Raw genomic sequence first — 12,401 nt, forward strand, 5'->3', positions numbered from 1 at the left:
TTGGAAAGTGAGGATTTTCCATGAAACTGGAAGATATTCAAAACCCTCAGTTCTTGAAGTCCTACGATCAAGAACAGCTTATGAAGCTTGCGCAGGAGATCCGACAATTTTTAATCAGCAAGCTCTCTGTTACAGGCGGGCATCTCGGTGCCAATCTTGGGGTAATAGAACTGACACTTGCCCTTCATAAGGTTTTTGACAGCCCGAAGGACAAGCTGATCTGGGATGTCGGTCACCAGGCTTATATCCACAAAATGCTGACAGGCAGAACATCGCAATTTGATACATTGCGCCAATATAAAGGTTTATGCGGATTTCCGAAACGAGTTGAAAGCGAACATGATGTCTGGGAAACAGGACACAGTTCTACTTCCTTATCAGCTGCTATGGGGATGGCCATTGCCCGTGATCTAAAAGGGACAGATGAAAAAGTAGTAGCCGTTATTGGAGATGGCGCTTTGACAGGCGGTATGGCTCTTGAGGCACTGAACCATATCGGGCACGAGAAGAAAGATCTGATCGTCGTTTTAAATGACAATGAGATGTCCATTGCCCCGAATGTCGGTGCTCTGCACAGTGTGCTCGGCCGCATGAGGACAGCTAAAAAATACAATAAAGCAAAGGATGAACTGGAATCTCTGATCCGCAAAATCCCTGCTTTTGGCGGAAAGCTCGCAGCAACAGCTGAAAGGGTGAAAGACAGCCTGAAATACATGCTTGTGTCAGGAATGTTCTTCGAAGAACTGGGATATACCTACCTTGGCCCTGTGGACGGACATGACCTTTCTGATCTGGAAGAAAACCTTCGTTATGCGAAAAAGACAGAAGGACCAGTTATTGTCCACGTATTGACGAAAAAAGGCAAAGGCTATAAACCGGCTGAACAGGACCTTACGGATCATTGGCACGGAGTTGGGCCATATAAAATTGAATCCGGAGAGAAGATTAAAGCGAAACAGGCTGCTCCTTCTTACAGCAAACTCGTCAGTGATACACTGAGTACGGTGTCAGAGACTGATGAACGGGTTGTGGTGATCACACCTGCCATGATCTTAGGCTCACAGCTTCAAGGGTATGCTCAAAAGTTCCCTGACAGGCTGTATGATGTTGGGATTGCAGAGCAGCATGCCATGACGATGGCTGCAGGGCTCGCTACTCAAAACATGAAGCCCGTTCTTTCCATCTACTCTACATTCCTGCAGCGGGCATATGATCAGCTCGTGCATGATGTGGCGAGACAAAATTTAAATGTGATCTTAACCATTGACCGTGCAGGACTTGTTGGAGCTGATGGTGAAACCCACCAAGGCGTTTTTGATATAGCGTTCATGCGCCATATTCCAAACCTTGTGATCGCTATGGGGAAAGATGAGAATGAACTTCAGCATCTTGTCCATTCCGCGGTGAATTACGATGATGGCCCGATTGCAATTCGGTTCCCACGAGGAAACGGACTCGGAGTTGAATTAGATCCTGAGTTGGAAGAGATTCCAATCGGAAGCTGGGAAGTATTGAAAGAAGGAAACGAAGCCGTCATTCTTACATTTGGAACAACGGTTCCGATGGCATTGGAAGCTTGGGAAATCCTTGCAAAACAAGGTGTTTCCGCAAGGGTGATCAACGCCCGCTTCATCAAGCCCTTTGACCATGAGATGATGATGGGAATCCTTCGTGAAGGGTTGCCGATCCTCACAATCGAGGAAGCAGTCCTGCAAGGCGGTTTCGGCAGTGCAGTTCTTGAGTATGCCAACGAGCATCAGTTCTACTCATCTATGGTAGACAGGATGGGGATACCGGATTGCTTTATTGAGCATGGGAGTGTAACAAAGCTGCTTGAAGAGATCGGGATGACGACAGAAGCGGTTGTAGAACGGACGAAGAAGCTCGTTCTAGAAAAAAAGAAAAAGGGTCTATATACATGAAGAAAGAACGAATCGATGTTTTGCTTGTTGAACGGGGTTTGAGTGAGACGAGGGAAAAAGCAAAACGTTCAATAATGGCCGGGCTTGTCTATTCGGGAAGCGAGCGATTAGACAAACCGGGTTTAAAGATCGATATTGAAGCTCCTCTGGCGGTAAAGGGCAATGCACTGCCATACGTGAGCAGGGGTGGTTTAAAGCTGGAGAAAGCGATCAAGGTATTCAGCTTGAACCTTGAAGGAAAAATAGTTCTGGATATCGGGGCATCCACCGGTGGGTTTACCGATTGTGCCCTCCAAAATGGGGCGAAGTTTGTATATGCCCTTGATGTCGGATACAATCAGCTTGCATGGAAAATCAGACAGGATGAACGAGTAGCTGTAATGGAAAGAACAAATTTCAGGTACGTCAAACCAGAGGATCTTGCCTTTGGTCTGCCGGAATTTGCTACGATTGATGTTTCGTTCATTTCGTTAAAACTGATTCTGCCTGTTCTTAAGACCATCTTAAAACCGGGCGGAGAGGTCATGGCTTTGATCAAGCCTCAGTTTGAAGCCGGGAGAGCGGATGTTGGCAAAAAAGGAATCGTACGAGATCCTGCTACCCACGAACGGGTTATCGGAGAAATCATCCGATTTTCCCGCAACGAAGGCTACAGTGTTAAGCATCTTTCTTTTTCTCCTATAACTGGCGGGGAAGGAAACATCGAATTTCTTGTTCACTTAAAGTCTGAAGAAGAAACAGAAGATACCTTTCAAGAGGAAGATATTGCGAAAGTCGTTTCGGAAGCTCACCTTCAATTCAAAAAAACAGATGCAGAAGAATAAATAAACAATGGCCCGTATTACAAATCAGTGATACGGGTTATTTTTTTGCTCATAGTGGTTATTGTAAGAATAGAGAAAAAATGTACAAGTACCGGACAATATTATAAGATAAGAGCAGATGACATAAGAATTTGGGCTCCAATTGATATTAAATGAGGTGAAAGACGTGAACAAAGGCCAACGTCATATTAAAATAAGAGAAATCATTACACATAAAGAAATTGAGACACAAGATGACCTGGTCGAGCAGCTTCGCAATGCTCATTTTAATGTGACACAGGCTACGGTTTCCCGTGATATTAAAGAACTGCATCTTGTAAAAGTGCCGATGTCAGACGGAAGATACAAATACAGCCTGCCTGCAGATCAGCGTTTCAACCCGCTGCAAAAGCTAAGGCGGACACTGATCGACAGCTTTGTAAGCATCGACCAGGCTGATCACTTAATTGTTATGAAAACGCTGCCCGGTAATGCCAACGCGATTGGTGCCTTGATCGATAATCTGGACTGGGAAGAGATTATGGGAACCATCTGCGGTGATGATACGATTCTGGTAATATGCCGTTCGAAAGATGTTTCTCCCGACGTGTCACAGCGGTTTCTTGACATGCTGTAAAATCAATGGGTTTCTAACCTCAAAAGCTTAAAAAGTAAGGTGTGATGTAATTGCTGGCAGAATTAAGCATCCGCAATTTTGCGATTATTGATGCATTAACTATCTCCTTCAATAAAGGGCTCACCGTGCTAACCGGGGAAACTGGTGCCGGTAAATCCATAATTATTGATGCCATCGGTCTATTGATCGGAGGGAGAGGTTCCTCAGAGTTCGTACGCTATGGAACACCAAAAGCGGAGATTGAAGGGTTATTTTTAGTGGATGCTCCTCATCCCGTTTTTTCAAAAGCTGAAGAATTGGGGATCGATATACAGGATGGAATGGTCGTTTTAAAAAGGGACATTATGGAGTCCGGCAAAAGTGTATGCAGGATTAACGGGAAGCTTGTGACGCTGTCACTTTTAAAAGAATGCGGGCAATCTCTGGTTGATATCCATGGGCAGCATGAGACACAATACTTAATGCAGCCTGAGATGCATCTTTCGTTGCTCGACAGCTTTGGCGATGATGATATGGAGCTTCTCGTAAGCCAATATCAATCCGTCTATTATGAATATAAGGATTTGAGGAAGCAGTTAAGAAATCTGACAGAAAACGAACAGCAGATGAACCAAAGGGTTGATCTGATCCAGTATCAGCTTGAAGAAATCAACAGCGCAGAACTATTGCCCAATGAAGATGAAGAACTGCAGGAAGAGAAACTGAAGCTCGGGAACTATGAGAAGCTTTTTAACAGCCTTCAGGATTCTTATCAGTCGCTATATGGTGAACAAAAAGGGATTGAACACGTTTCCGTCGCATTGAGCCATCTTCAGAATATTTCCCATCTCGATGATGAGCTGAACCAGCTGCAGGAGAATGTGGCAAATCATTTTTATGCACTGGAAGAAGCGGCTTTTTCCATCCGTAACTATTTTGAAACCATGGAATTTGATTCGGCAAGACTGGATTTTATAGAGACGAGATTGAACGAAATCAGCAAGTTGAAACGAAAATATGGCAACACTGTAAATGAGATATTGGAATATGCATCTGAGATTGAAAAAGAATTAGATATTCTGCAGAATAAGGACGGCAATATCGAAGCAATAAGACAGCAGCTTCAAAAACAGGAAAAACTCCTTCAGAAACATGCTCAAAAGCTTAGTAAAAAAAGAAAGAACCTTGCCGAGCGTCTGACTTCTGAAATTCTTCAAGAATTAAAAGAACTGTATATGGAGAAGACTGTGTTCGACATTAAGATTACTTCATTGCAACATGAAGCCGAGCAATTGCGTGAACAGGATTTCGGTAAATTCGGCTCTGATCAAGTGGAGTTCTTCATCTCCACTAACCCTGGAGAACCATTGAAGCCGCTGGCAAAAGTGGCTTCTGGAGGAGAGCTTTCCCGTGTTATTCTAGCGCTGAAATCCATCTTCTCACATCATCAGGGAATTACTGCAATTATATTTGATGAGGTGGATACAGGGGTAAGCGGGCGTGTCGCACAAGCGATTGCTGAAAAAATCTTCCGGGTCTCAGAAGGTTCCCAGGTGCTTTGTATTACTCATCTTCCGCAGGTAGCAGCCATGGCAGATACTCATTTGCATATCTCCAAAGAAACGTCGAAGAAAAGGACGACGACACATGTCGTCTCACTGGAAACAACACAAAAAGTCAATGAGATCGGAAGAATGATCTCCGGAGTTGAGATCACAGAGCTGACAAAACAGCATGCAAGGGAACTGCTTGATCTTGCCGAAGAAATAAAAAAAACATCATAAGCGTCAAAGTCATTTTTGGCATTATACGTATGTAAAGCTATCCATTTAAGGATAGCTTTTTCTTTTTAAGCGGTTATAATCTTACAGTTCTAAGGCAAAATTAGTAGTACAGCCATGTTGGAGGTGTGGGTAAGGAGCGAGGAGAGTGAAAGATGGTTAAAGATAAAGTAAGGCGGATTTTAGGTGTGCTTCTCCTTGGTTGCCTGGTGGGAATTGGTTTCCTTGAGCCGGTCCAGGATTATGTAGGCCTGCCTTCAGCCCTAAAGGTGTTTAAAGGTCAGGATCGTATCGTTTCCAACCTTCCTGCGGGAACTGAGGTTGCTTCAGCAAAAGGAACAAATGCAATCTTTTCAATAGGCAAATCGAGTGGCGGACACTCATTTTCAGTCAATGCTCATGAGGATGGTGATTCTGTGGTCACGCTCGAAGCAGGAGGCTTTCCGGTGAAAAAAATGGGGATAAGTGTATTGCCGGAATTGAAAGTGGTGCCAGGGGGACAATCAATTGGGGTTAAACTGAATACCTTAGGTGTTTTGGTCGTAGGCCATCATCTTGTAGATACTAAAAAAGGACAAAGATCACCAGGTGAAATCGCAGATATACAAGTTGGTGATATTATTACTAAAATTAACGGTGAAAGCATTGCAAAAATGGGAGATGTTGCCCCATTTGTAAGAAAAGCCGGTAAATCAGGCGGCATGCTGGATGTAACAGTGATCAGAAACAAAAAAACGTACCATCGAACATTACAGCCGCTCCAGGATAAACACGACTTATCTTATCGTATCGGGTTATATATCAGAGATTCTGCTGCAGGAGTCGGAACACTGACGTTCTTTCATCCTCAGTCACATAAGTATGGAGCACTTGGCCATGTGATCTCAGATATGGATACGAAGCAGCCGATAGTCGTGAACAAAGGAGAAATTTTAAAATCAACCGTTACTTCTATTGAAAAAGGAAGCAATGGTCATCCTGGCGAGAAATTAGCGCGTTTTTCTGACGAAAATGAAAGCATTGGAAGTATTTCGAGAAACAGTCCATTCGGTATATTTGGAAAGCTGAACGACGGTTTATCAAACGGACGGTGGGATAAGCCCCTGCCGGTTGCTTTTTCTGATGAAGTAAAAGAAGGACCCGCCAAGATCCTGACGGTCGTTAACGGAACGAAAGTACAGGCATTCCAAGTGGAGGTTGTCAGTTCAGTTCCTCAAAAGTTCCCTGCAACAAAAGGGATGGTTATAAAAATTACCGATCCGAAGCTCTTGAAAACAACAGGCGGAATCGTTCAGGGGATGAGTGGGAGCCCGATCATCCAGAACGGAAAGCTCATTGGTGCGGTTACTCATGTGTTTGTAAATGATCCGACTTCAGGGTATGGTGTTCATATTGAATGGATGCTGGATGAAGCAGGTATAAATATATATGGAAAACAAAAGCAGAAGGCGAGTTAAAAGCAGCCTCTGCTTTTTTTCCATCAAAAGGGAAAACCTTCTCCTTTTCATAGACATTTGAATGAATATTTTATACAATACATAGTAGATAAAGAAAATTCGACAAGCGTGGTTAAGAAAACTGATATAGTGTCGAAAATCTAAGATAATTGAAGAGAAAATGTGATATATTAACCAAAATTAAAAATTTGAGAAAAAATAAAGGGAAAACAGGTTTTTTGTGGAAATCTTATAAGAGAAACGAAGAAAATGTTGGATAGGGAGGAATATCCGTGCAAAAAATAAAAGTTTGTTTAGCTGACGATAACCGTGAATTAATTAGTTTGTTAAAAGAATATTTGGCAAATCAGGATGATATGGAAGTGATTGGTGTCGCTTTCAATGGTCAGGAGTGCCTGAACGTCCTTGAAGATAAAAATCCTGATGTCCTTGTACTGGACATTATCATGCCTCATCTTGACGGGCTTGCAGTACTTGAAAGAATTCGTTCAAACGATCATCTTCCGCAGCCAAACGTCATTATGCTGACGGCATTTGGCCAAGAGGACGTAACAAAAAAAGCAGTGGAACTTGGTGCTTCTTACTTCATATTGAAACCGTTTGATATGGAAAATCTGGCTAGTCAGATTCGCCAGATCAGCGGAACGGAAAAGTCTTTTGTACAGCGTCCATCAACTGCTCGATCAGCATTAAATACAATGAAACAGCCGCGGAATCTTGACGCGAGCATCACGAGCATCATCCACGAGATTGGGGTTCCTGCCCATATTAAAGGATACATGTATCTGCGTGAAGCCATATCAATGGTATACAACGATATTGAATTGCTAGGATCTATTACAAAGGTCCTCTATCCTGATATCGCTAAAAAGTTCAATACAACCAGCAGCCGAGTCGAACGTGCGATCCGCCATGCTATTGAAGTAGCGTGGAGCCGAGGCAACATCGACAGTATTTCATCCCTGTTCGGTTATACGGTGTCCATGTCAAAAGCAAAACCGACCAATTCTGAGTTTATCGCCATGGTTGCAGACAAGCTGAGAATCGAACATAAATCCAGTATGACCGTTTAAATTAATGCCCCTGGCTTTGGGAATAGGGAGAACGAACTTGTATTCAATTCCTTCCTAGCCTTTGAATGTATACTTCCTTATTCCGCAGAAGACTCCGCAAGAGTCTTCTGTTTTTGTGTGCAATAAAAAATAGTCCACGGAAGAATAGTACTTCTGCGGACTATTTTTTTTGGAAACGGGTCTGAACTTTATTTCTTTTTCGGTCACGGTAAAATACAAAGCCGGCTACAAATGACAGACCGCAGACAAACAGGATGAAACCGGCGGCAAACTGAAGCCACAGGGCACCGAATCCGTAATGAATGCCAAACAAAACATCTCTCATTAATTTTATTCCGACTACACCTGCAATTCCCGGGATCACCATAATGAGCAGAGCAATTAAACGTTGCATGGTTGTCCTCTCCTTTTACTCCTTCATTTTACTGCAGTTGCAGTTGGGTGTCGAATGAAAATCCCAATCTTGCAAACCTTTTCATAAAAACGTATGATGAGGGTGTGAAAATAATTGCAAAACTAAGGAGCTGGGTATGCAAAAAGCAGTTATTTACGGGACAGGGGAGCATCTTGAGTCTCTGGTACTCCTTTTGGCTTCGTCCCGCGTGATTCAAATCAGTGCCATAATTTTAAGATCTTCTGCTTCTGAAGGATTAAATCGGCTTGCAGAGCAATTTAATATCCCGATCGAAGACAGCCTGGATGGAGCTGCTGACCGTTCTGTTGATTTTTTGATCGATTTTACCAATCAACTGCCAAGACAAATGGCAATGCTTCATTTTGGGGACCGGGTCAGTATTATCCCATCCTCAATTGCCTGGGAGTTCTGCCAGACGCTGTCTGCGAGTGAACATTATATCCCTTCTTATAAAAGCAAACTCCATAAGATTAATACTATACTTGATTCGACACATGATGGAATGATTGCTATTAATGAAAATTTATCTGTCACTTTATTTAATAAGAGTGCAGAAAAAATGACGGGGAGCAAGAAAGAAGATGTACTTGGCCATCCTGTGCATGAAGTGATCCCCAACAGCCAGCTGCCTAGAGTGATGTCCGATGGCAAGGAAGAAATCAACCAGGAACAAATACTGGATAATGGCACAAAAATTATTACAACCCGCATCCCGATTATTGATGATTTTGGCAACAAGATGGGTGCATTTGCAGTATTTAAGGATATCACCGAAATGATTGATCTTGCAGAGGAAGTCACCAATCTGAAAAGCATCCAGTCCATGCTTCATGCGATTATTCAGTCTTCTGAAGAAGCAATCTCGGTTGTTGATGAAGAAGGAAAAGGGTTGATGATTAACCCTGCCTATACGAAGCTTACAGGACTAACATCAGAAAAAGTGATCGGAAAGCCTGCTACGATTGATATCTCTGAAGGTGAGAGTATACATATGCAGGTCCTTAAAACGAGAAAGCCTGTCAGAGGTGCCCGGCTAAAAGTTGGGCCGCAGCGGCGCGATGTTGTCGTCAACGTGGCACCTATTATTGTAGACGGTGTGCTAAAGGGAAGTGTCGGCGTGATCCATGATGTATCGGAAATTAAATCCCTTACTGAGGAGCTGAGCCGTGCCCGACAAATTATCCGTACACTTGAAGCTAAATATTCCTTTGAGGATATAAAAGGTGAGTCTGAGGAAATGAAATTTGCCGTCCAGCAGGCCCGTCTGGCCGCTTCAACACCCGCAACCGTACTGCTGAGAGGAGAATCTGGAACAGGGAAGGAACTTTTCGCCCACGCCATCCATAATGGGAGCAGCAGAAAGTACAATAAATTTATCAGGGTCAACTGCGCTGCCATATCAGAATCCCTTCTTGAAAGTGAGTTGTTCGGTTATGAAGAAGGAGCTTTTTCTGGCGCATTGCGCGGAGGGAAAAGAGGGCTGTTTGAAGAGTCCAACGGAGGAAGTATCTTTCTGGACGAAATCGGTGAACTGGCTCCAGCCATGCAGGCAAAACTGCTTCGAGTGCTTCAGGAAAAGGAAATAAGGAGAGTAGGTGGAACAAAGTCCGTTCCAATAAATGTAAGGGTCATTGCGGCCACGAACATTAACTTGGAAAGGAAAATTGGTGAAGGTGCTTTTCGGGAAGATCTCTATTACCGCCTGAACCGGATGCCGATTTATATTCCACCTTTACGTGCCAGAAAACAGGATATCCGGCTATTGGCAAGCCACCTTATCCATAAGCTCAATCAGGATTATGGAAAAAATATTGAGGAAATAACAATTCAAGCTGAAGAAATACTAAAACAGTATGAATGGCCGGGCAATGTCAGGGAGTTGGAGAATGTTCTCGGAAGAGCGATGATTCATATGGATCATCATAAACAATCCATCAGCTCCAGCCATATTGATCTGCCATCGCTGGATAAAACTGAGGATCAAAAGTCTCGCCCCATACTGGCTGGAGAGTTTAAACCCTTAGCGCTGCAGATGGAAAAAGTTGAAAGAGACATCCTGCAGGATACGTTGACTAGTGTCCAGGGCAATAAAACCAAGTGCGCAAAAGCACTCGGCATTTCATTGCGAAGCCTCTACTACAAACTTGAAAAGTATGGAATAAGCCAGGATGAATGAAAATGCATGCAATTTTGTTCACGGTGTGCAATTATATTCATAGGAAAAATAACAATTTAGCCAATTTAAAAGGGGGAAACAGTTGGCACGGTTCTTGCATGGTAATAGAAGGGTGGCAAAAGGAGGCTGAACATTGAAACTAGAACATCTGCTGAACTCCATTTCAACGGAATCAAAAAAAGTAGTGGCAGTTGCCGCTGCTGAAGATGAAGAAGTCATTCTGTCAGTGAAGCAGGCCTATGAAAAAGGGGTTGCATCATTTATCCTTGTTGGAAATAAAGAAAAAATCCAATTTTTGCTACAGCGAAGTAAGCTTGAGCAAAATGAAGAGCTTCAGATTATGGAGGCAAAACCTGAAAACGCTGCACTTGAAGCTGTGAAAGTGGTTAGCAGCGGTCAAGCTGACATCGTGATGAAAGGACTGATTCCTACAGCTGACCTGCTTAAAGCAGTCCTTCACAAAGAAAACGGGCTGCGGACGGGTAAGATTCTGTCACATGTCGCTGCCTTTGAAGTTCCGGGCTATGATCGGCTGCTGTTTGTAACCGATTCAGGAATGAATATTGCTCCAAATCTTCAGCAAAAAGCGCAGATCATCGAGAACGCCGTGCAGGTTGCAAGAGGTATCGGAGTGGAAATGCCTAAGGTTGCGGTCTTGGCGGCTGTTGAATCCGTGAACCCGGCCATGCAGGCAACGCTGGATGCGAGTGCTCTGATGGTGATGAACAAGAGAGGACAAATCAGCGGGTGTATCGTCGATGGTCCCCTTGCATTGGATAATGCCATTTCAGTAAAAGCGGCTGAACACAAAGGCATATCCAGCGAGGTTGCAGGGCATGCCGATGTACTGGTTGTTCCTGCGATCGAGACAGGCAACGCTTTGTATAAATCACTTATCTATTTTGCAAATGCAAAAGTGGGAGCAGTTATCGCAGGTGCCTGTGCACCAATCGTTCTGACTTCCAGAGCGGATACGGCTGAAAGCAAGCTGTACTCTATTGCTCTTGCTGTAAAATCACTTGGAAAAAATAACAACAACCAGGAGGAAAAATAAAATGGAACTATTCAAATACATGGAAACTTATGATTATGAGCAAATGGTGGTTTGCCAAGATAAACAATCAGGATTAAAAGCCATTGTTGTTATTCACGATACAACCCTTGGGCCAGCATTAGGCGGGACAAGAATGTGGACGTACAACACGGAAGCAGATGCATTTGAAGATGCACTTAGACTCGCACGCGGTATGACTTACAAAAATGCGGCTGCAGGTCTGAATCTTGGCGGCGGAAAAACGGTTATTATCGGCGATCCGAAAAAAGACAAGAATGAAGAAATGTTCCGTGCGTTCGGACGTTTTATTCAAGGTCTTAACGGCCGATACATTACAGCTGAGGATGTAGGTACAACGGTTGAAGACATGGATATCATCTACCAAGAAACACCATTTGTAACAGGTGTCTCTCCTGCTTTCGGTTCTTCAGGCAATCCATCACCAGTTACAGCTTACGGTGTTTACCGCGGAATGAAAGCGGCAGCCAACGAAGCGTTTGGCACGGATTCACTTGAAGGGAAAGTAATTGCAGTTCAAGGTGTGGGACATGTTGCCTACAATCTTTGCCGCCATTTAAACGAAGAAGGCGCACAACTAATCGTTACAGATATCAACAAAGAAGCGGTTGACCGTGTCGTTGAAGAATTTGGTGCGAAAGCCGTCGACCCTGACGAAATCTATGGAGTTGAATGTGACATCTTTGCACCATGTGCATTAGGTGCGATCATCAATGACCAAACGATCGGCCAGATTAAGGCAAAAGTCATCGCCGGTGCCGCAAACAACCAGCTTCGTGAAACACGTCATGGTGATGCGATCCACGAAATGGGAATCATTTATGCTCCTGATTATGTAATCAATGCGGGCGGTGTTATCAATGTAGCAGATGAATTGAATGGCTACAACCGCGACCGTGCAATGAAAAAAGTTGAGACAATCTATGACAACATTGCGAAAGTTATCGAGATTTCTAAACGCGATGGTATCCCGACTTATTTGGCAGCAGACAGGCTCGCTGAAGAACGAATTGAAAGAATGCGCAATTCCAGAAGCCAGTTCCTTTTAAACGAACGTCATATCCTGTCCAGCAGGACCCGCTAATC

10 protein-coding genes are annotated in these 12,401 nt (G+C 43.7%); 9 read left to right on the forward strand and 1 reads right to left on the reverse strand.

Annotated features, from left to right (window positions below; all coding sequences use genetic code 11):
- The first annotated feature begins 20 nt into the window (after positions 1 to 20).
- The 6 genes from dxs (at position 21) to spo0A (ending at position 7,652) form a co-directional block, all read left to right on the forward strand.
- Positions 21 to 1,922, forward strand: a complete 1,902-nt coding sequence (dxs, locus tag OKX00_RS09800) for a 1-deoxy-D-xylulose-5-phosphate synthase (RefSeq protein WP_265410246.1) — start codon at positions 21 to 23, stop codon at positions 1,920 to 1,922.
- Positions 1,919 to 2,746, forward strand: coding sequence for a TlyA family RNA methyltransferase (locus tag OKX00_RS09805; RefSeq protein ID WP_265410247.1), 828 nt, complete (start codon positions 1,919 to 1,921; stop codon positions 2,744 to 2,746). Before dxs ends, OKX00_RS09805 begins: the two co-directional genes overlap by 4 nt.
- 166 nt (positions 2,747 to 2,912) lie before the next feature.
- The gene (gene ahrC, locus OKX00_RS09810; protein WP_053357937.1) at positions 2,913 to 3,362 is read left to right on the forward strand and encodes a transcriptional regulator AhrC/ArgR; all 450 of its coding nucleotides are present in this window, start codon (positions 2,913 to 2,915) and stop codon (positions 3,360 to 3,362) included.
- A gap of 50 nt (positions 3,363 to 3,412) precedes the next feature.
- On the forward strand, positions 3,413 to 5,125 hold the full coding sequence (gene recN / locus OKX00_RS09815; protein WP_265410248.1) for a DNA repair protein RecN: 1,713 nt from the start codon (positions 3,413 to 3,415) through the stop codon (positions 5,123 to 5,125).
- A 152-nt stretch (positions 5,126 to 5,277) separates the two neighbouring features.
- A complete protein-coding gene (gene spoIVB / locus OKX00_RS09820; protein WP_265410249.1) occupies positions 5,278 to 6,579 on the forward strand; it encodes a SpoIVB peptidase in 1,302 nt (433 codons plus the stop codon).
- 272 nt (positions 6,580 to 6,851) lie between these two features.
- Positions 6,852 to 7,652, forward strand: a complete 801-nt coding sequence (gene spo0A / locus OKX00_RS09825) for a sporulation transcription factor Spo0A (protein ID WP_265410250.1) — start codon at positions 6,852 to 6,854, stop codon at positions 7,650 to 7,652.
- A gap of 160 nt (positions 7,653 to 7,812) precedes the next feature.
- On the opposite strand, the gene OKX00_RS09830 is transcribed toward spo0A, so the two are convergent.
- On the reverse strand, positions 7,813 to 8,046 hold the full coding sequence (locus OKX00_RS09830; RefSeq protein WP_053357941.1) for a DUF2627 domain-containing protein: 234 nt from the start codon (positions 8,044 to 8,046) through the stop codon (positions 7,813 to 7,815).
- A 136-nt stretch (positions 8,047 to 8,182) separates the two neighbouring features.
- Here OKX00_RS09830 and OKX00_RS09835 point away from each other — a divergent pair, with 136 nt between their 5' ends.
- From OKX00_RS09835 to bcd, 3 genes are all read left to right on the forward strand, one after another.
- Positions 8,183 to 10,243: a sigma-54 interaction domain-containing protein gene (locus tag OKX00_RS09835; protein ID WP_265410251.1), complete on the forward strand. Its 2,061-nt coding sequence runs from the start codon at positions 8,183 to 8,185 to the stop codon at positions 10,241 to 10,243.
- 133 nt (positions 10,244 to 10,376) lie between these two features.
- Positions 10,377 to 11,297, forward strand: coding sequence for a phosphate butyryltransferase (gene yqiS, locus OKX00_RS09840; protein WP_265410252.1), 921 nt, complete (start codon positions 10,377 to 10,379; stop codon positions 11,295 to 11,297).
- 1 nt (position 11,298) lies between these two features.
- Positions 11,299 to 12,399 carry a branched-chain amino acid dehydrogenase gene (gene bcd, locus OKX00_RS09845; RefSeq protein ID WP_256226010.1) on the forward strand — a complete coding sequence of 367 codons (1,101 nt, stop codon included), beginning with the start codon at positions 11,299 to 11,301 and terminating at the stop codon, positions 12,397 to 12,399.
- Positions 12,400 to 12,401: the final 2 nt, after the last annotated feature.

This window comes from Fictibacillus sp. KU28468, from assembly GCF_026153615.1.
GTDB classification, from domain to species: Bacteria; Bacillota; Bacilli; order Bacillales; family Fictibacillaceae; genus Fictibacillus_C; species Fictibacillus_C marinisediminis.

What these genes read in the sequence shown, in the direction of transcription:
- OKX00_RS09835 (WP_265410251.1), top strand. Translation starts at nt 8,183, where the DNA reads ATGCAAAAAGCAGTTATTTACGGGACAGGGGAGCATCTTGAGTCTCTG.
- bcd (WP_256226010.1), top strand. Translation starts at nt 11,299, where the DNA reads ATGGAACTATTCAAATACATGGAAACTTATGATTATGAGCAAATGGTG.
- spoIVB (WP_265410249.1), top strand. Translation starts at nt 5,278, where the DNA reads ATGGTTAAAGATAAAGTAAGGCGGATTTTAGGTGTGCTTCTCCTTGGT.
- dxs (WP_265410246.1), top strand. Translation starts at nt 21, where the DNA reads ATGAAACTGGAAGATATTCAAAACCCTCAGTTCTTGAAGTCCTACGAT.
- OKX00_RS09830 (WP_053357941.1), bottom strand. Translation starts at nt 8,046, where the DNA reads ATGCAACGTTTAATTGCTCTGCTCATTATGGTGATCCCGGGAATTGCA.
- OKX00_RS09805 (WP_265410247.1), top strand. Translation starts at nt 1,919, where the DNA reads ATGAAGAAAGAACGAATCGATGTTTTGCTTGTTGAACGGGGTTTGAGT.